This window comes from Streptomyces sp. NPDC058751, from assembly GCF_042746485.1.
GTDB lineage: Bacteria > Actinomycetota > Actinomycetes > Streptomycetales > Streptomycetaceae > Streptomyces.
The window spans coordinates 13,350-32,516 of record NZ_JBHYPZ010000067.1 but is presented as its reverse complement, the minus strand read 5'-3'; the positions used below and the strand labels follow the sequence as shown (position 1 = coordinate 32,516).

Below are 19,167 nucleotides of genomic sequence, written 5' to 3'. Positions count from 1 at the left end.
GGTCGATATTCTTTCGCGCGGGTGCGAAACGTCCGCCGTCGCGAAACACCGGGGCCGGAAGGGGCGGGTCGGAAGGAGCGGGTCGGAAGGAGCGGGTCGGAAGGAGCGGGGATGGGCTGGTGGCAGGTGAACGCCGACACCCTCGCCGGGAGCCGTTTCGTGCTGTCTCCGCTCGCCGAGACGTTCGCCTCCTTGAAACTGCTGCACGCGGCGACCGCCGCGCACCCCGGTGAACGCGCCTGGCTCGACGCCCGTCTGCCCGCGTACCGCGCCCGGCTGGCCGCCGACCCCGTCACCGCGCTGCTCGTGCGCTGCGGGCTCGGGCAGGCGTGGATCGCCGACTTCCTCACCCCGACCCCGTACGGCGACGAGACCTTCGAGACCGAGGTCGCCCGGGTGCGGGACGCGTCGCCCGCGGACGCCCGCGGACATCTGGTCCGCTCGGTGGGCGGTCCGCTGCCCGCCGCCCTCGCGGACCGTGACGACCTGCCCGAGCGGGCCGCCGCGCTGCTCACCGCCGTGTGGGAGGAGTCCGTACGGCCCGACTGGGACCGGCGGCGGCGCGTCCTGGAGGCCGACGTGGCGGCGCGGGCCGCGCGTCTCGGCCGGGGCGGCTGGGCGGCGGCGCTGGACGGGCTGCGGCCCGGGACGCGCTGGCTCGGCGACAACCGGCTCCAGGTCAACCTCCACGAGTACCCGCCGCGCGAGATCTCCGGAGCCCGGCTCGTCCTCGTCCCCGTCACGCCGAAGGCCGGCTGGGTGTCCTGGGAGGGCCACGAGCGCTACGCGCTGGTCTACCCGTGCGCGGGGGCCCTGGCCGACGCGGGCTCCGCGGTCGTGCCGGAGAGCCTGGGGGCGCTGCTCGGGACGGCCCGGGCCGGTGTCCTGGTCCGTCTCGACTCGCCCCTGTCCACCAGCCAGCTCGTCGCCGTGACCGGGCAGGGGCTGGGATCCGTCGGCCGCCATCTGCGGGTGCTGCTGGACGCGCGGCTCGTGCGGCGGCGGCGGGCGGGCCGGTCGGTGCTGTATTCGCGCACGGCCGCCGGTGAGGTGCTCGTCACGGCGCAGCGCCGGGACCGGGCCGGCTGACGGGAATCAGCGGGCGGGCCCCGGGAACGGGCCGGAGGGGCTGGAGGGACCGCCGGCTACCGGAGCTAGCATCCGCTTATGACTACTGACAACACCGGTACCTCCGTGCTCGACGTCGAGATCGGGGCCCTCCAGGGCGGCTCCGCCGACCTGTCCCAGTACGCGGGCAAGGCCGTCCTCATCGTGAACGTGGCCTCCAAGTGCGGCCTGACCCCGCAGTACGCCGGCCTGGAGCGGCTGCACGAGCGCTACGCCGGCCAGGGCTTCACCGTCCTCGGCGTGCCCTGCAACCAGTTCCTCGGCCAGGAGCCCGGCAGCTCCGAGGAGATCGCCGAGTTCTGCTCCGCGACCTACGGCGTGACCTTCCCGATGACCGAGAAGGTCGAGGTGAACGGTGACGCCCGGCACGGGCTGTACGAGCGTCTGGTGGGCACCGCCGACGCCGAGGGGCACTCCGGCGACGTCCGATGGAACTTCGAGAAGTTCCTGATCGGCCGGGACGGCACGGTCGTCGGCCGCTTCTCCCCGCAGACCGAGCCGGAATCCGCCGAACTGGTCTCCGCGGTCGAGAAGGCCGTCGGCTGAAACGGCCCGGCGCGAGGCACGGGCGTGGCGTGGCACGGCTGCCGCGCCACGCCCGCCTTCGTGCGGTGCGCCGCCCGCCTTCGTGCGGTGCGGCGCCCACTTCGCGCAGTGCAGCGCCCACCTTCGTGTGACATTGCGGGCACCGCGCCCGGGGGCCGTGTACGAGTGGGGAGTTTCGGTGGTCTCGTCCCTCCCGGGAGTTCGCTGTGCCTTCTGTCGCTTCATCGGTCCATGTCCCCGCCCCCGCACCGGGAGGCGGGGCGTCCGCAGAAGTGGCGGAGCACCGGCTCTCGTGGGAGGGCTACGGGTACACCGCCCGGATCGCCCGGTACGGCCCCCCCGTCACGGAACCGCTGCTCGTGCTCGGCGGGTCGGACCAGACGCGGTACTCGTGGACGCGGCACGAGCGCCGGCTCGGGGAACTCGGGACCGTCGTCACGGTGGACCTGCCCGGGTTCGGGGACGCGGACTTCCTGCCCGTGGAGCACGGGATCGACTTCCTGGCCGAGTGCGCGGGCCACATGCTGCGCGCGCTCGGGCTCGGCCCGGTGAACCTGTACGCGGGCTGCTACGGAGCGGCGGTCGGGCTCCGGCTCGCCCAGCGGTGTCCGGAGCTGCTGCGCCGGGTCGCCGTGCAGGGGATGTCGGACCACATCCCGGACTGGTTCACCGAGGCGCTCGGGGGATGGATCCGGCTCCTGGAGCAGGGACGCGTCGAGGAGACCGCCGAGGAGTTCGTCCGGTGCTTCGTGCCGCCGCCCGGCGAGCGCACCGTGCGCAAGCACGCCGCGCTGACCCGGCTGATGTACCGGCAGTTCGCGTCGCAGACCCCGCGCGACGTCGCCGTGACGGTGGAACGGAACCGGCGGCTGCTGGCCCACGAGTGGTACCGGCGGGCGCCCGTCCCCGCCGTCCCGTACCTCGTGTTCACCGGCGAGCACGACACGCTGACCACGCCCGACATGGCCCGCTCGGTGGCGGCGGACCTGCCGGGCGCGTGGTTCACCACGCTCACGGAGTGCGGCCATCTGGCCCATCTCCAGCGGCCCCAGGACTTCTGCGACCTGCTCGTACGGTTCTTCCGCGACGGACGGCCCGAGGAGGCGGGCCTGCCGTACTGCGGGCCGTTCGAGCGGCTCTAGTGCCGTGACCGGAAAGGTTCACCGGCTCGCGACGCCCGGCACGGCACCAGCCGCGCCGGGGCTCAGCGCAGTTCCTCCGGGCACGGCGTTCCCCGGGGGAGCTGGTACGGCGCCGCGAGCCGGTAGGTGCCCGGCTTCGGGGCGAGCAGCTGCGTCCACGTGTCGCCCGCGGCGGTCTCCTCCGTCGGCGTCAGACAGCCGTTGAGGTTCTCGTACGTCTTCGGGGCTCCGTCCGCGCGGCGCTTCGACTCCGCCGTCTCCTCGGGTGCCTCCAGGCTCCTGCCGTCCTCGTCGACGATGCTCAGCCACGGCGAGTACGGGATGCGGACGAGGATGCGGCCCGCCCGCTTCACCTCGATGGTCATCTCGCCCTGCTCGGCCAGGTCGACGACGGCGTGCGGCTCGGCGAGCGGGGTGGGGTCGGTGACGGTGAAGAGCTGCCAGTTGGCGTCGCCCCAGATCTGCCGCAGATAGGGCATGCCCCGCTGGACGAGCTCGCGCTCGCGCTGGCCGCCGTCGCCGTCCGGTTCGCCCTTGGGCAGCACGACGTAGTGGATGGCCCAGCGCTGGAGCCACTCGTGGTAGTTCGCGGAGTTGAGCGTGTCGTCGTAGAAGAGCGGGTTGCGCTCCATGTCCGCCTGGCGGTTCCAGCCGCGGGCGAGGTTCACGTACGGGGCGAGGGCGGAGGCCTCGCGGTGCGAGCGGGCGGGGACGACCTCGACGCGGCCCTTCTCGGCGTCCACGAGCTGGAGCTGGTGGACGAGCGGGGCCAGCTCGCGCGCCCAGGAGGCCGCCGGGGTCGTGTGGATGATGTCGTCGACCGTCTTGAAGCCGATCCATCCGGTGAACACGGCGAAGGAGACGACGACGGTGTACCACTTCCGTGACTTCGGCACGGTGAAGGGCAGCGCGGCGATCAGGACGACCCCCGCGAACAGCATGGCCAGGCGCGTGATGTTCGAGCCGATCTGGGAGCTGATCAGCCAGACGAGGAGCACCGCGAGGCCGTACACCGCCGCCGTGATCCGCACCGTCGTCCACTCCTTGGGCACCACGTACCAGACCGAGGCCGCGGACGCGAACGGCAGGATAACCGAGAAGAACGTCATCGGCTGGGTGCCCGAGAAGGGGAACAGCAGGGCCGAGAGCCCGACCACGACCGTCGGGGCGATGCCGAGGGCGTAGGCCCCGGGACGGCGCTTCTGGAGGAACATGGCCGCGGCCAGCAGGCCCACGAACAGTCCGGCGACCGGCGAGGCGGCCGTCGCGAGCGCGGCCAGCGGCGCCGCGCTCAGGGCCTTGGCCCAGCGCTTGTAGCGCCAGCGGTGGGGCCAGCAGAAGACGACGGCGACCGCGCCGAGCGCGAACGCCGTGCCGAGGCCGTACGTCACCCGGCCCGAGATCGCGTTGCACAGCAGCGCGAAGACGCCCGCGAACGACGTGGCGACCGGGTTGCGGACGACGCGGCTGCGGACGAGGACCAGCGTCAGCAGGCCGGCCGAGAGCGTTCCGGCGATCATCATCGTGGTCCGGACGCCGAGCACCGACATCAGGTACGGCGACACCACGCTGTAGGAGACCGGGTGCATTCCGCCGTACCAGGCGAGGTTGTACGCCGAGTCCGGGTGCCGTCCGACGAACTCCGCCCACGCGTCCTGCGCCGCGAGGTCGCCACCGCTGTTCGCGAACGTGAAGAACCACACGATGTGGAGCACGCCGGCGAAGGCGGTGAAGAGGAGGGCGGGGTAGCGGTGGAAGCAGCGGCGGAAGAGGTCGAGGGGCACCGCGAACGCGGAACCGGCCGACCCGGCCGACGCCGCTCCGGCGGGCTCTCCGGGTTCCGCGGGCTCCCGGTGCTTCCCGGCGGCGATGCCGTCGGCCGGTTGCGTGTCCGTGGCGGGGCGCGCTTCCGCGTCCGCGTCAGGGTTTGCGTCCGTGTCCGCTTCCGCGGCAGGGCCCGCGTCCGTTTCCGGGCCGCTGTCCGCGACTACGTCACGGACCGCCTCCCGGGTGACGGTGCGTGGTATTCGCGGGCCCGTTCCCCGGCCCGCCTCGGCGTCGTCGGCGTGTGTCGGCTCCACTGTCGCCACTGCAAGGTTCTCCCGCTGTCCCGTCGGTCCGTTCTGGGCCGGGACCCGCGGCTCGCGAGCAGCCCCGATTAGCGCGACGCTAGCACGCGCTCCGCCGGACGGTCCCCGGTCGGGGCACCGTCCGGCGGAGCGCGGTGCGGGGACCGCTCCCCGCCGTACGTCACCGGTGCGTGCGCGCGTACGTCACCGGCGCGCGGGTCCGCTCAGCCGACCCGGGTCACCTTCGCGCCGAAGCCGGGCTCGGCCAGGTCCGACTTGAGCGCGACGGGGATCCGCACGGCCTCGCTGGAACCGTCGCCGACCCTCAGCTCGCCGACGACCGTGCCGGCCGCGCCGGTGTGCGGGACGGCCTCCTCGCCCTCGGCGATGCTCAGCTCGGTCTTCAGGCCGGGCCAGCCGACCGCGGTCATGTTCTTGGTGGCGACGACCGGGGTCCGGCCGCCGAGCTGGTCGTCCACGTACCCGACGACCTGCCCCTTCTTCACCACCGTGGCGGTGATCAGGCTCTCCCGGACCTTTTCGATCAGCGTCCGGCTGTTGGCGATCGCCAGCTCGAGGCTGTCCCAGACCTTGCCGGTGCCGGCGTCCTGGTTCATGACCGCGCCGTAGATCGTCCGCGTCTTGCCGTCCACGACCTTGGTCGCGGCCCACACCAGGTTGCCGCCCGCGGGCGTCGACGAACCGGTCTTCAGGCCGATCACGCCGATACGCTTCACCAGCAGAGCGTTGTTGTTGTAGATCGTGCCGGGCAGCCCCGGGATGTCCGCCTTGCCCATGCCGACGACGCTGCGGAACACGTCGTTCTTCATGACCTCCTTGGCCAGCTTGATCTGGTCGGTGGCCGTGCTGACCGTCGTCTTCTGCAGACCGCTCGGGTCCGTGTACGTGGTGTTCGTCATGCCGAGCTTCTTGGCCGCGGCGTTCATCTTGGTGACGAAGCTCTCGGGGTCGGAGTCCCAGCGGGCCAGCAGCCGCGCCGCGTTGTTGCCCGAGGGGATCATCAGCATCTGGAGCATCTGGCGCTCGGTGAACTGCTGGCCCTTCGACACCTGCGCCGTCGACTCGTCCGGCAGCTTCGACTCGTCCTCGGCCTGCTGGTCGACGGTGATCTTCTCGCCCTCCTCGTTCCCCTTCAGCGGGTGCTCCTGAAGGATCACGTACGCCGTCATGATCTTGGCGACGCTCGCCGTGGGCGCGGGGACCTGCTTGCCGTCGGTCCCGAGGCTGCCCACGCCGTCGACCTCGATCGCGGACTGGCCCTGACCGGGCCAGGGCAGGTCGAGGGTGCCGCCGTCGAAGGTGTACGTGCTGTCGGCGCTGAGCGCGAGGGTCGGGGCCGGCAGCGGCCGGAAGGCCTGCGCGACCGCGAAGATCACCACGAGCAGCAGGGCCAGCGGCGTCCAGATCTTGACCCGCCGCACGAGGGTGCGGACCGGGGTCTGCGGGGGCGGCGGAGTGTTCGTCAGCTCGGCGAGCAGGTCCAGCGGGGGCTTCGGCGGAAGCGGGAGCTGGGTGGTGCGCTCGGGACCGACCTGCGGGATGGCCGCGGTGGCCGCCGCGGGCCGGTCGACGGGCTTGGGGGTGGGCTTGGGGGCGGGGGCGGGCGCGGCGGGCCGTCCGGGCGACGCGGGCCAGCTCGGCTTGGCGGCGGGCTCGGGCGCGGCGGGCCGGTCGGGCTTCGCGACGGGCTCGGGCGCGGCAGGCCGGTCGGGCTTCGCCGTGGGCTCGGGCGCGGCGGCCCGGTCGGGCTTGGCGGCGGGCTCGAGAGTGGGCTTCGAGCGCGCCGGAAGGGGGAAGTCGTCGAGCCGGTTGAGGGGGACGAACTTGCTGGTGCGGACGGGTGCACCGGTGGGCTCGCCGGAGGACTGCTCGGCTGACTTGTCGGAGGGCTCGTCCGTGGCCTTGTCGGAGGGCTTGTCCGCGGGGGCGTCTTCCGGCCCGTCGGCCGGCTTCGCGCCGGCCGGCTTCCGGGTGGCGCCGCCCAGCTTGAGCATGGTGGTGGGCTGGTCCACGGCCGGGCGCCGCTGGGTCTTGAAGACCGCGGTGGGCTGGTCGACGGGGGGCTCGGGAGCGGAGCCGTCCTCGGCGTCCGTGTCCGGGGTGTCGTCGGACACCGTGTCCGAGGGCTCGTCGGAGGAGTCGCCGTCGCGCTCGTCCTCGGGTCCGGCGTCGCGCTCGGCCTCGGACGCGGGCTCGTCGTCCTCGTCCTCGCCGTCCGCGGGAGTCCCGTCGGAAGCCGCCTCCGGCTCCTCGCCGGAAGCGGGCTCCCGGTCGGTGGCGATATCGATGTCGGGACCGGCGGCGGGCCCGGCGGCCTCCTCGTCCGTGCCGGACGTCACGTCGGACGCGTCGGACGTGCTCGCGGCCGTCGCGGAGTCCCCGGGCTCGTCCTGCTCCCCGGCGGGCTCCGTCCCGGCGTCGGCCGTGTCCGTTTCCGCGCCGGTCTCGTCGCCGTCGGCGGCCTCGGCCGCGTCGGTTTCCTCGGCGTCCTCGTCGTCCGCGGAACCCGTGCCGCCCTCGGAACCGTCCTCGGCCGCGTCCGCCGGGGCGGGCTCGCCCGCACCCGCCATCCACGCGGCCACGGCCGCGCGCAGCCGGGTGTCGCCCTCGGCTTTCCCGCCCCCGGCCGCGCCGTCGCCGTCGGCGTCGGCGGACTCGGAGACGCGCTCCGGCTCCGCCGTGCGGGAGGCGTCCGCCGTACGGCCGCCCTCGCCCGAGAGCGCCTTCGTGGAGAACACCGCCGTCGCCTGATCCACCCGTACCGTGGCGGCCCTCTCACGGGCCATCGCCATCCGGGGATCGGCCGAAGCCGAGCTCTGGCTCGACGTCGACGCCGACGCGCCCGACCGCGCCGGACCCGGAACCGACGCCGGGGTCGCCGGCGTCGCCTCTGCCGACGACGCCGGCGACTCGTGCTGCTTCGACCTGTCGGGGGACTCGCCCGCCACCGATGCCTCCTCCATGCGGCGCGCGCCCTCCGCGCGCCGAAAACGAACCGTCAAACCCTTGAACCGCCGCCCGGACACCGCTGCCCGAACCATGTACCAGTGTCCTGTGCGAGGGCTCGACTCCTGCGATAGACGAGAACGACATACCTGCCGGTTCCCTCTTATTACGGTCACGCGCTCTCGACAGACCAATGTGAGAGGGGTCACCCTGTCATTCATCCACGCGGGGAGGCATGGATGGGCAAGAGCCGCAGAACAATTCCGGAGGAGCTTCTGCTGCTGGCGTTGGACCCGGCCACGGGTACCACCGCGCAGCCGCAGTCGCTCGACCTCGGTCTGGCCGGAGCACAGCTAGTGGAGCTGGCGCTGGCCGGACGGATAGCCCCAGACGGGGATCGTATCGCCGTGGTGGTGCCACGGCCGACCGGAGATCCGACACTGGACTGTGCGTTGGAACTCCTTCGCCGACGCGGAGCACCCGTACGCGCGGTCAACTGGATCGGCGGACCCCGCCTGGGGCTCCGCCAGACCTACCTCTCGCATCTGGAGAGGTGCGGCATGGTCCATGCCGTGGCCGGCCAGATGTGCGGGGTGCTTCCGACGACTCGCTACCAAGCGACGGACACGGACATCAGCCGGGAGATCCGAGCCCGGCTGGACAACGCGATCCGCACCGGCGTACCGCCGGACCCGCGGACCGCGGCGCTCGCCGCGCTGGCCCACGCGGTCGGTCTCGGCAAGCACCTGTACCCGGGGAACGAGGGACGATCGTCCCGCTCCCGGCTGCGGGACCTGATCAGGCACGACCCCATGGGCGGCCTCGTGGCGCACGCCGTGATGGACGTTCAGAGCGGTGTGGCCGCACAGCCCCGCCGCAGCCCGGCACCGGCAGGCCGTCCGGCCACCGCCGGAGTCAGGTCCGCACCGGAGCCCGCACGCGGTGTTCCGGCGCAACCGCGCCACGGTTCGATGGCGCGCGCCGTGGCGCACTGAGCCGCGGGCCCCCGACGGCCCGCGTCACGCACCGCCGGCAGGAGCCGCGGCACGCAGCACCCGCACCGACAGCGCCTGCACCCGCACCGCCCGCACCGCCGCAAGACACCAGCGCCGTACCGCAGTCCCCACGATCCGGTTCGGGAGCCGCATGCTCGCGCGGGGTGGCTGGGACCGTACGTCCGGACGACGACACGGCCCCGGCCGCCCCGCGCGAGCGCATTCGGGAGGAACCGGTCCAACGGCCGCGCACACCTGGCCCAACGGCCGCGCATACACGTCGAATCTGCGAACTTGCGTCCACCCGGCGCATATACGCCGTTTCCCAGCGGTAGAAAGCACCTTGGTGGCAATCTGCTCAACAGCAGATACGCAAAGTACAGGCCCGTAGCCGGAGGTGCACGTCCCGTGGCGTCAAGTGTCAATCCCACCGTCCGGCGGCGCCGGCTGGGCCAGGAGCTTCGGCGGCTCCGCGAACTCAAGGGTATGACGGCCGAAGAGGTCGCCGAGCGCCTTCTCGTCTCCCAGTCGAAGATCAGCCGGCTGGAGAACGGCAGGCGCAGTATCAGCCAGCGCGACGTCCGAGACCTCTGCGGGGTCTACGAGGTCGAGGACCACCGGATCGTCGACTCGCTGATGCAGATGGCCAAGGACTCGCGCCAGCAGGGCTGGTGGCACTCCTTCGGCGACATCCCGTACAGCGTCTACATCGGTCTGGAGACCGACGCCGCGAGCCTGCGCGTGTACGACCCGCAGGTCGTCCCCGGTCTGCTGCAGACCCGGCAGTACGCCGAGGCGCTGATCGCCGGGGCGCTTCCGGAGACCGCGCCCGCCGACATCGACAAGCGCGTCCAGGTCCGGATGAAGCGGCAGGAACGAATCTCCGCCCCCGACAACCCGCTGCGCCTGTGGACCGTCCTCGACGAGTCCGCCCTGCGCCGCGCCGTCGGCAACCGCGCGCTGATGCGCGAGCAGCTGGAGTACCTCGTCGAGCAGTCCCAGCTGCCGCACGTCACCGTGCAGGTGATCCCCTTCGACATGGGCGCGCACCCGGGCCTGAACGGCCAGTACGCGATCCTGGAGTTCCCCGACGCGGCCGACTCCAGCGTCGTCTACATCGAGGGCGTGACCAGCGACCTGTACCTGGAGAAGGCGAACGACGTCCAGAAGTACAGCGTGATGTACGAACACCTGCGGGCCCAGGCCCTGAACGTGGAGCAGTCGCGCCAGTTCATCGCGGACATCGCGAAGGACTACGCGCGCTGACCGGACACGGGGCGGCCTGGTGAGGGCGTCCCCGCCGATGAGCGGCCGGACCCTACACCGTCGCCGCCTTCAGGCGGAAGACCCCCATGGAATATGCCATCCAGTCGAGTGAATAGTCGCTTCGCCAGCCGATGTTGGCGAGTAGCGTCGATCACGCCATCGGGCAATGACGTTGGCGCAATCCGGACTGCGGGACTCCTGACGGATCCGCGGTCCGGTGACAGCGCGCCGACGGCCCGGTGGTGGCAACTCATCGACGAACGACAGCTTTCTGGAGCGATCATGGCAATTCAGCAGGGCGCCCTCGACACCTGGACCAAGTCTTCCTACTCCACCGGCAACGGCGCCTGCGTCGAGGTCAAGTCCCCTGTTCTCGCGACGCTGGCCGTCCGGGACTCCAAGGTTCCCGCCGGCCCCACCCTGGCCTTTCCCGCGGGCGCCTGGAACGCCTTCGTCGCCGATGTGAGCCGCGAGGCGTCCAGCCTCGTCTGACCCCTGTGGGGCCGGGACAGCTTCATACGCTCCACCGACAGAGCCCTCTCGTCCGGTCCGCCGTCCTGGCCGAGAGGGCTGGGGTGCTTCCCGTGCCCCGGCCCGCCTCCGGGGCACCGCGGGACGCCCCACTCCTCAGCGCAGCCGGTCCACGTAGGTGTCCGTCCCCGGGATCGTGGGGATGAACGGGGCCACCAGCTCCACCCGTCCCAGGCCCGATTCGGCCACGGCCTCGTCCAGGCCCGTGAAACGCGCCTCCCAGCAGTCGCGCGGATCGGCCTCCAGGAACCAGAGCAGGGTCAGCCGGGTGTCCACGCCCTCGACCTGCTTGACATAGGTCATGCGGTCGCCGGGGAGCGGGGTCGGCCGGAAGACGGTGACGAGGGCGGCGGGTGAGCCCGCCAGCCGCCCGGGCAGGTGGCGGGAGCGCAGCCATTCCAGCAACTCGGCTCGCTGCTCCGGTGATTCGGCGTCGATGACCTCGACCACGAGACCGGCGTAGGGGTGGTCGAGGGCGTGGAAGTCGCGGGGGCCCGCGGCGCCGTCGCGGTAGACGGTGGCCTCGTGGTCCTGGAAGGCCGTGAAGACGTGGGTGCGGTCCCGGTAGACGCGGCCGTCGCGGTTCAGCCGCCTGTTGATGCCGACGGTCCACTTCATGTGGTCGTCGTAGCGGCCCTCGGTGACCCAGTAGGTGGAGATGTAGCAGCCCGCGGTGACCGGCTGGGCGACCGCCGACTTCTCCGGGTAGCGCAGCAGTTGGAGGTCACGGGTGGCCACCCAGCGGCGCCCGGCGTACATCCACGGCATGGCCATCGCGCCGGCGTAGTAATGATCATCCTCGTACCAGCGGTTGTAGGCGTACTCGTGGCCCGGGTGCGGTTCGACCAGGGTGATCAGGGCGTGGCCCGGACGGACGCCGTACGGGCCGAGGGCGGCCAGCTCCGCGTAGGCCTCGCTGCGGGTCTCCTCCGACATGACGAACCCCTTCCTCGTTGGAACGTGCGCGGGACTTCCTTCCTCCGGCGGACGCCCATACTCTGACGCCCCGTCAGACAATGCGCCAGAGTCGCGTCGGGGCCGGCGCTCCGGAGGGACGCGCCGCGGGCGGACCGGGTCACGGGAAGGGGAGGTCTCCATGTCGCTGCTCACCGGCAGGACCGTGGTGGTGTCGGGTGTCGGCGCCGGGCTCGGCCATCAGGTCGCGGCGGCCGTGGTGCGCGACGGGGGCAACGCCGTGCTCGGGGCGCGCACGGAGGCGAACCTCGCCAAGGCGGCGGCCGAACTGGACCCGGACGGCACGCACACCGCGTTCCGTGCGACGGACATCACCGACGAGGGGCAGTGCGAGGCGCTGGCGGAACTCGCGGCCGAACGCTTCGGGCGGATCGACGCGGTGGTCCACGTCGCCGCCTGGGACAGCTACTTCGGCGGTCTGGAGGACGCCGACTTCGCGACCTGGCAGTCGGTCATCGACGTGAACCTGCTCGGTACGCTACGGATGACCCGCGCCTGTCTGCCCGCACTGAAGGAGCGCGGCGGTTCGGTCGTCGTCATCGGGACGCAGTCGTCGGTCGCCGCGCCGAGCCAGGTGCGGCAGGCGGCGTACGCGGCCTCGAAGGGCGCGCTGACGAGCGCGATGTACTCCCTGGCGCGCGAGCTCGGTCCGCACCGGATACGGGTCAACACCGTGCTGCCCGGCTGGATGTGGGGCCCTCCGGTCGAGGCGTACGTGCGGTTCACCGCCCACACCGAGCAGGTGCCCGAGGCGGACGTCCTGAAGCGGCTCACCGAACGGATGGCCCTGCCGGAGCTGACCACGGACGGGGACGTGGCGGACGCGGCGGTGTTCCTGGCGTCCGACCGGGCGCGGGCGATCACGGGGCAGTCGCTGCTCGTGAACGCGGGCGAACTCATGCGGTAGTCGACGCGGCCGGCGGCTCCTCTCCCAGGCGTACGGGACCCGCATCCCGTACGGCTGTCGGCTTCTCCTCGCTGCTGTGGGTCTGGCGAAGTGCCCGCCCATGGTGTGGCCCGCATCACGGGCACGACAACCGCCCGGTGGGTAAAGTGGAGGCAAAATCGTTCTGCTTTCTGACCTGCGTTCATATCTGTGACCGCGTGAGGTCTTGACCGGCCGGTCGGACCGGCGGTTCAATCCCCGAAGTCCCCGCTCCCGCACGGGGCCGCCCGACTGCCTACTGGCGAAGTGCCGTCCGGTATCTGCAGGTTCACAAGGCGGACCCCTGGAGGGGGCACATGAACGGTCTCGACTGGGCCGTCCTGATCGCGTACTTCGGCGTGATGACCGCGATCGGCGTCTGGTCCCACAAGCGGGTGGGCGATGTCAGCGACTTCTTCACCGCGGGCGGGAAGATGCCGTGGTGGCTGTCCGGCATCTCGCACCACATGTCGGGCTACAGCGCGGTGATGTTCACCGGCTACGCCGGCATCGCCTACACCTACGGCATCACCTCGTACGTCACCTGGGCGCTGCCCATCGCCATCGGCATCGCGATCGGCGCCAAGGCCTTCGCTCCCCGGCTCAACCGGCTGCGCTCACGGCTGCACGTCGCCTCGCCCCTCGAATACCTCAAGGACCGCTACAACGTGCCGACGCAGCAGGCGCTGGCGTGGTCCGGCATCCTGCTGAAGATCGTGGACGTCGGCGCGAAGTGGGCGGCCATCGCCACCCTGCTCAGCGTCTTCACCGGCGTCACGCTCACCCAGGGCATCATCATCACCGGCGGCATCACGGCCGTGTACTGCACGATCGGCGGTCTGTGGGCCGACGCGCTGACCGAACTCGGCCAGTTCGTCATCCAGTTGCTGGCCGGCCTGTCGATGCTGGTCATCGTGCTGAACAAGATCTCCGACCAGGGCGGGCTGTCCAAGGCGCTGGACTCGCCGAAGCTGCACGGTCACGGGGACGGGTTCGCGGGCCCCTACCTGACGGTGTTCTTCATCGCGTACCTGTTCATCAAGCTCTTCGAGTACAACGGCGGCATGTGGAACCAGGCCCAGCGCTACATGGCCACCCGCGACGCCAAGGAGGCCACGCGCTCGGCGCTGCTGTCCGCGGGGCTGTGGTTCGTGTGGCCGGTCATCCTGTTCATTCCGATGTGGCTCTCGCCGCTCGTCGTCACGGCGCAGAAGCCGGACGGCTCCGACTCGTACGGCCTGATGACCGAACAGCTGCTGCCGCACGGGCTGTTGGGCCTGGTCGTCGTCGGGTTCTTCTCGCACACGATGGCCATGTGCTCCTCGGACGCGAACGCCATCGCCGCCGTGTTCACCCGGGACGTCGCGCCGGTGCTCTCCAAGGCCGCGCGCGCCTGGGACACCCGGGCGGGGCTCATCGCGGGACGCGTCACCACCGTCGCCTTCCTCGGCTTCTCCATGGCGGTGGCGACCCAGGTCAACTCCCCCGCCTTCAAGGACATCATCACCGTCGTCATCAAGTGGGTGGCGGGTCTGATGGGGCCGATCGCGATCCCGTTCATCCTCGGTCTGCTCCGGCCGTTCCGCAGGTCGGGGCCGACGGCGGCGCTGACGAGCTGGGCCTGCGGTCTGCTCGCCTTCTTCCTCGTCAACTACCACCTGGACTTCTCGCAGCGCACGGACGTGAAGCTGGAGTACCAGGTCGCCGTCCCGATGGCCATCTCCCTCGTCCTGTACGTCCTCATCGGCTTCCTGAAGCCGGAGGACACCCCGGAGCGGGACGCCGTCATCGAACTGATCAACACGGACGACGACGGCTCGGCCGCCGCCGCGGTCCCCGCCCCGGCGGGAGCGGCCGACGACACGGTGGGCGCGCCCTCGAAGGACTAGGGCCTGCCGGGCCCGTCTCCCCTCAGGCGCGCGGGTAGCGGGCGAGCCAGCCCGGGGACGAGCCCGCGGGCCCGTGCAGCGCGGGCCCCTGGGTCATCTCCATCGCGAAGTCGTCCGCGAGGACCAGCATCGTGGGCCGGCCCTCCAGTTCGGCCAGCCAGGCCGGCGGGAGGGCCGTCTCGCCGTGCAGGGAGCCCAGCAGGCCCCCGGTCAGGGCGCCGGTGACGGCGGAGGGCCCGCCGTGGTTCACCGAGAGGCACAGGCCGTGCCGGACGTCCTCACCGACCAGCGCGCAGTACACCGCGCCGGCGAGCGGCCCCTCGGGGGTGCCGCTCGCGGCGAGCTCCGCGACCCGCTCGGGCGAGGGCGCGCCCTGCCGTGCGGCGCCCAGCGCGTACTGGAGCGCTCCCGCGACCTGCTGGTGCCCGGGACGGGCCGCGAGCAGCGCCAGGGCCTGCTGCACGGCCGCGTCGACGTTCTCGCCGCGGGCGAGCGCGTGCACGAGCACGGCGTACGCCCCCGCCGACAGGTACGCCGAGGGGTGGCCGTGCGTCTGCGCGGCGCACTCGACGGCGAGCTGCATCACGAGCTGCGGCTCCCAGCCGACGAGCAGCCCGAAGGGTGCGGAACGGCCGGCCGCCTCGGGGCCCCGCTCGCCGGGGTTCTTGGGTGCGTCCAGCGTCCCCATGATCTCGTCGGCGAGGCCGAGCAGACACGCCCCGGCCGGGTCGCGGCGGGCGTAGAGCCACTCCTCGCGGGCCAGCCAGCCGTCGTCCTTGCGGCGTTCGTCGGGCCCCCAGTCGCTCTGGGTGGCCGCCCAGCGGCGGTAGGCGCGGTGGACGTCGGAGGGCGGGTGCCAGGCGCCGGTGTCGCGGCGCACCTGGGCGCGGATGAGTCCGTCGACGCCGAACAGGGAGAGCTGGGTGAGGTGGGTGACGGCGCCGCGCCGCCCGTACGCGGGGACGGGACCGACGAGGCCCTCCGCCCCGTAGGCCTCCCGGATCCCCTCCAGGGAGAGCCCGTCGACCGGGGCGCCCAGCGCGTCGCCGACGGCCGCGCCCAGAAGCGTCCCGCGGACCCGGCTCCGGAAGTCCTGCTGCTCCCCACGGCCCCAGACGGCACCGGCTGTCGCACCCACCGAGACCTCCTGCGGCACGCTGTCCGTACGTACGTCCGACAGGTCGGCACTGTAGTCGAACGGGAACGGCCGTTTGAGGCCACGGATCATAAAGATCCGACCGGATCCACCAGGGGTGCGATCAGTCGGTGTGGCGCTCCCGGACGGCGTCGCGGGCCGCCGTGACCGTCGCGAGGCGCGGGGCCAGCCGGGCGCTCTCGCCGCCGGGACAGCGCAGGAGTTCGGCGAGGACGTCCACGAGGTCCGCCAGCTCGTCCCAGTCGGGGTCCATGGACAGCAGGTCTTCCAGGTCCCGGTCGGCGGCGGCCCACTCCGCGAGGGCCCAGCCGACGATGCACCGGCCGGACGCACGGACCCGTTCCTCCGGTTCGGCGTCCAGCAGCCGTGCCAGCTCCCGCCACCAGGGCTCCGCGGCCGTCCGGCCCCGGGACCGCTGCTCGCTCATCGCCAGCTGGAAGGTGCCCGACAGCGGGTCCGCGGCGCGCAGCCGCTCGGCGAGGTGCCGGGCCCGCTCCCACCGGCCGGTGTGCCGGAGGACCTCGACGCGCAGGCGGTCGCGGTTCGGGACGAGGTCGTCGTCCGGGCCCGGCGCCGGATCGGCTTCGGCCAGCCGGGCCGTCGCCTCGTCCCACCGGCCGCAGTGGATCAGCAGCTCCACGATCTCCAGGCGTGCCGTGTCCGTGGCCCCGCCCAGGGCGATCCGCCTCTCCCAGTCGGCCAGCGCCCGCTCGGTCCGCCCGGTCGCCAGGAAGACACGGGCGCGCTGGTCGCGGGCGTAGGCGTGGTCCGGGTCGGCCGCGAGGGCCCGGTCCAGCCAGACCAGCGCCTCCGCGTGCTCCCTGAGGTCGTGGTGGACCGCTCCCAGGCAGCCCATCGCCGAGACGTTGCCGGGGTCCCGTTCCAGGAGGCGCCGGAAGACGGCGACCGCCTCCTCGTGCCGGTCCTCCAGCCGGTGGGTGTCGCCCAGTTCGAGCTCGATCCAGTCGGCGTCCGGGTCCACCGCGAGCGCGCGCCGCAGGTCCTCGTACGCGCCGGGCAGGTCGCCGAGGCGGCGCCTCGCCCTCGCCCGCATCACCAGCGCCCAGGAGTACTCCGGAGCCAGTTCGAGGGCACGGTCGAGGTCGGCCAGCGCCAGCGCGTCCTGGCCCAGTCCGTGGTGCGAGGCGCCGCGGCTCGCCAGGGCGGAGGGATGGCCGGGTGCGAGGGCGACGGCCCGGCCGAGTTCGGCGACCGCCTCCTCGAAGCGGCCCGCGAGCCGGTAGGCGTCGCCCCGTTCCGACGCGATCCAGGCGGAGTCGGGTTCCAGGCGTGCCGCCCGGTCCAGATCGGCGAACGCCTTCTCCCACTCGTCGGTGTCCCGGCGCAGCCGGGCCCTGCGCACGAGCGGCCACAGGAGGTCCCCGTCGATGCTCAGCGCCCGGTCGAAGTCCGCGGCCGCCTCCTCGAACCGGCCGAGGGCGTGCCGGCACACCGCCCGCGAGGCCAGCGCGTCGGCGTTCGTCGGGTCCAGGGCCACGGCCCGGTCGAAGTCGGCCGCCGCCTCCTCCGTGCGGCCGGCCATGCGGTGCGTCTCCGCCCGCTCGGCGATGATCCAGCCCGTCGCGGGCCGCAGTTCGTCCGCGCGGTCGAAGGCGGCGAGCGCCGCGGGGTGGTCGCCCAGCAGCTGGTGGGTGAGACCGCGGCCGTAGTGCACCCGGGCGTCGTCGGGATCGATCTCCAGCGCCCTGGCGTACTCGGCCAGGGCCCGCGTGTACTCGCCGGCGATCCGCAGCTCCCTGGCCCGCACCCCGTGCGCCAGGGCCCGTCCCGGACCCCGCAGCACGGGGCGGGCCAGCAGCAGCTCCATCGCCCGGCCGACCCCGTCCCCGTCGTCGGCCAGGGCCTCGGCCAGCGAACCGCCCAGCTCGCCCAGGGCCGGGGCTCCCGCCGCGTCCCCGGCCTCCTGGAGCATCCTGGCCCAGGTACGGCCGGCCACCCGGTCGGCGCGGCAGGCCTCGACCACGGCGTGCAGCACGTCGCCCAGTGCCGCGACGGGGCGCGCGCACAGCCGGTGGTAGGACTCCTCCAGTCGCAGCCGCAGCCACGGTTCGTGACGCCACACCTCGTCGGGATCCCGCAGTCCGCTCCCCGCCTCCTCCCGCCAGCGGCGGAAGACCTCCGCGAGCCGTTCGTGGCGCTCGGTCCAGCCGCGCGGGGAACGGCGCCGCTGGAGCCGGAGCATCGCCTCGCGGACCAGGTCGTGGTAGCGGACCCGGTCGCCGCGGCCGTCCACGAAGGACAGCCCGCGCAGCCAGTCGAACAGTGCGCCGTGCTCCTCGTCCGCGTGCCCCTCGTCCGCGTGCCCCTCGTCCGCGTGCCCCTCGTCCGCGCGCTCCGGCTCCACGGCCGCCCGGAACACGTCCAGGTCCAGGCTCCGGGGCAGGGCGCACGCGAGCGCCACGGCCCGGTGGAGCGGGTCCGGCTCCCATTTCAGGAAGCGCTCGACGGCCGTGGCGGAAGGGTCTCCGACGTCCTCGGGGTCCGTGGGGCGCTGCTCGGCCAGGGTCGAGACCAGCAGGGGCAGCCCGCCGGTGATCCGCAGGACCTCCGCGACCACCGGCTCCGAGACGACCCCCTTGCCGGCGAGGAGTCCCCGCGCCTCGGTCTCCGTGAACGGTCCGAGGGGCAGATCGGTGACGAAGTCGCCGAAGCCGCCCCAGCGGGCGGTGTCGAGGGGGCGCTGTCCCGCGGTCACCACGACGACCGTGGCGGGCAGCGCCCCGTACGCGCGGGTGGTCATCATCGTGTGGAGCCAGCCGTCGAGGAACGGGCCCGTCCGCTCGTAGGTGTCGAAGAACAGGACGATCCACGGCACGGCCCCGGCCGCCTCGGAGAGCTCGGCGACGAGGACCGGGGTGAGCACGGCCTGCGGCGCGAGGAGCAGCCGTACGTCCTCCTGGCTGCGCAGCCGGGCGCCGGCCCTGGCGTACAGCCGCTCGGCTCCCTGGGCCAGCTGGGCGGGGTCCACGACCCCGGCGAGGGCGCCGACGCCCGGCACCGTCCCGAGCCCCAGCAGGCCCGCCCGCGCCACCGCCAGGCCGGTCGCCGAGGGGCCCGGCCGCTCCGCTTCCGGCGCGTCGAGGACGGCGGTCCGCGCCTCGTGGCGCCGCTCGCGGTACGCCGTCAGCAGGCGGTCGAGTTCCTTGAACCGGTGCCCCCGCACGGCGAACTGACGGCTCATCGCCTCCATGGTCTCGGGAAGGCCGGTGACGTTCTCGTCGACGTGGACGGTCAGCGCGTCGCGTTCCAGAGCCAGTTGTTCCATCTCGCGGACGAGGAACGTCTTGCCGACGCCCGCGGTGCCGTGCACGTGGAACAGGAAGCGGTGCCGTTCGTCCTCCGGGGGCAGCTCGAAGTTGGCGCGGAACACGGCCCGTTCGGTGCCGCGTCCGACGAACCCGTTCCGCCGCCGCCCTTCGATCAGCTCCTGCATCGACGGCCGCTCCCGCACCATCGGCCCGCTCCCTCCCCCGTGGTCCGACCGGTCCGTCCCCCAGTCTGGCGCACCCCGCCCCGGACCGGGCGGTGGCGGCCGGACACGCACGGGCGGCCGGAAC

General features: G+C 72.9%; 13 protein-coding genes. 8 read left to right on the top strand and 5 right to left on the bottom strand.

Annotated elements, in window-relative coordinates:
* Window positions 1-111 precede the first annotated feature (111 nt).
* The 3 genes from ACFW6B_RS38760 to ACFW6B_RS38750 all read left to right on the top strand — a co-directional run bounded on the left by ACFW6B_RS38760 (window position 112) and on the right by ACFW6B_RS38750 (window position 2,816).
* Window positions 112-1,089 carry a transcriptional regulator gene (locus ACFW6B_RS38760; protein ID WP_386604161.1) on the top strand — a complete coding sequence of 326 codons (978 nt, stop codon included), beginning with the start codon at window positions 112-114 and terminating at the stop codon, window positions 1,087-1,089.
* Between the two features lie 78 nt (window positions 1,090-1,167).
* A complete protein-coding gene (locus ACFW6B_RS38755; protein ID WP_386604159.1) occupies window positions 1,168-1,674 on the top strand; it encodes a glutathione peroxidase in 507 nt (168 codons plus the stop codon).
* Between the two features lie 272 nt (window positions 1,675-1,946).
* Entirely contained in the window at window positions 1,947-2,816 is an 870-nt protein-coding gene (locus tag ACFW6B_RS38750; protein ID WP_386604157.1) for an alpha/beta fold hydrolase, read from the top strand.
* A 62-nt stretch (window positions 2,817-2,878) separates the two neighbouring features.
* On the opposite strand, the gene ACFW6B_RS38745 is transcribed toward ACFW6B_RS38750, so the two are convergent.
* Together ACFW6B_RS38745 and ACFW6B_RS38740 are read right to left on the bottom strand one after the other, a co-directional pair.
* Window positions 2,879-4,906 (bottom strand): MFS transporter, encoded by a 2,028-nt coding sequence (locus ACFW6B_RS38745; RefSeq protein WP_386604155.1) that lies wholly within the window; start codon window positions 4,904-4,906, stop codon window positions 2,879-2,881.
* Between the two features lie 203 nt (window positions 4,907-5,109).
* The gene (locus ACFW6B_RS38740) at window positions 5,110-7,698 is read right to left on the bottom strand and encodes a serine hydrolase (protein ID WP_386604153.1); all 2,589 of its coding nucleotides are present in this window, start codon (window positions 7,696-7,698) and stop codon (window positions 5,110-5,112) included.
* Between the two features lie 393 nt (window positions 7,699-8,091).
* On the opposite strand from ACFW6B_RS38740, the gene ACFW6B_RS38735 reads away from it, so the two are divergent.
* The 3 genes from ACFW6B_RS38735 to ACFW6B_RS38725 all read left to right on the top strand — a co-directional run bounded on the left by ACFW6B_RS38735 (window position 8,092) and on the right by ACFW6B_RS38725 (window position 10,605).
* On the top strand, window positions 8,092-8,847 hold the full coding sequence (locus ACFW6B_RS38735; protein WP_386604150.1) for a GPP34 family phosphoprotein: 756 nt from the start codon (window positions 8,092-8,094) through the stop codon (window positions 8,845-8,847).
* Window positions 8,848-9,255: 408 nt separating this feature from the next.
* On the top strand, window positions 9,256-10,113 hold the full coding sequence (locus ACFW6B_RS38730) for a helix-turn-helix domain-containing protein (protein ID WP_386604148.1): 858 nt from the start codon (window positions 9,256-9,258) through the stop codon (window positions 10,111-10,113).
* 282 nt (window positions 10,114-10,395) lie between these two features.
* Window positions 10,396-10,605, top strand: a complete 210-nt coding sequence (locus tag ACFW6B_RS38725; RefSeq protein ID WP_386604146.1) for a DUF397 domain-containing protein — start codon at window positions 10,396-10,398, stop codon at window positions 10,603-10,605.
* A 135-nt stretch (window positions 10,606-10,740) separates the two neighbouring features.
* Here the strand turns inward: ACFW6B_RS38725 and ACFW6B_RS38720 are convergent, their stop codons facing one another.
* Complete coding sequence (locus ACFW6B_RS38720; RefSeq protein ID WP_386604144.1) at window positions 10,741-11,580, bottom strand: hypothetical protein; 840 nt, start codon at window positions 11,578-11,580, stop codon at window positions 10,741-10,743.
* A gap of 160 nt (window positions 11,581-11,740) precedes the next feature.
* Here ACFW6B_RS38720 and ACFW6B_RS38715 point away from each other — a divergent pair, with 160 nt between their 5' ends.
* Both ACFW6B_RS38715 and ACFW6B_RS38710 read left to right on the top strand, forming a co-directional pair.
* Entirely contained in the window at window positions 11,741-12,526 is a 786-nt protein-coding gene (locus ACFW6B_RS38715; protein ID WP_386604141.1) for an SDR family oxidoreductase, read from the top strand.
* A gap of 335 nt (window positions 12,527-12,861) precedes the next feature.
* Window positions 12,862-14,433 (top strand): sodium:solute symporter family protein, encoded by a 1,572-nt coding sequence (locus ACFW6B_RS38710; RefSeq protein ID WP_386604139.1) that lies wholly within the window; start codon window positions 12,862-12,864, stop codon window positions 14,431-14,433.
* 22 nt (window positions 14,434-14,455) lie between these two features.
* Here ACFW6B_RS38710 and ACFW6B_RS38705 read toward each other — a convergent pair whose 3' ends face one another.
* Together ACFW6B_RS38705 and ACFW6B_RS38700 are read right to left on the bottom strand one after the other, a co-directional pair.
* The gene (locus ACFW6B_RS38705) at window positions 14,456-15,571 is read right to left on the bottom strand and encodes an ADP-ribosylglycohydrolase family protein (protein WP_386604136.1); all 1,116 of its coding nucleotides are present in this window, start codon (window positions 15,569-15,571) and stop codon (window positions 14,456-14,458) included.
* 121 nt (window positions 15,572-15,692) lie between these two features.
* On the bottom strand, window positions 15,693-19,064 hold the full coding sequence (locus tag ACFW6B_RS38700; protein ID WP_386604135.1) for a tetratricopeptide repeat protein: 3,372 nt from the start codon (window positions 19,062-19,064) through the stop codon (window positions 15,693-15,695).
* Window positions 19,065-19,167: the final 103 nt, after the last annotated feature.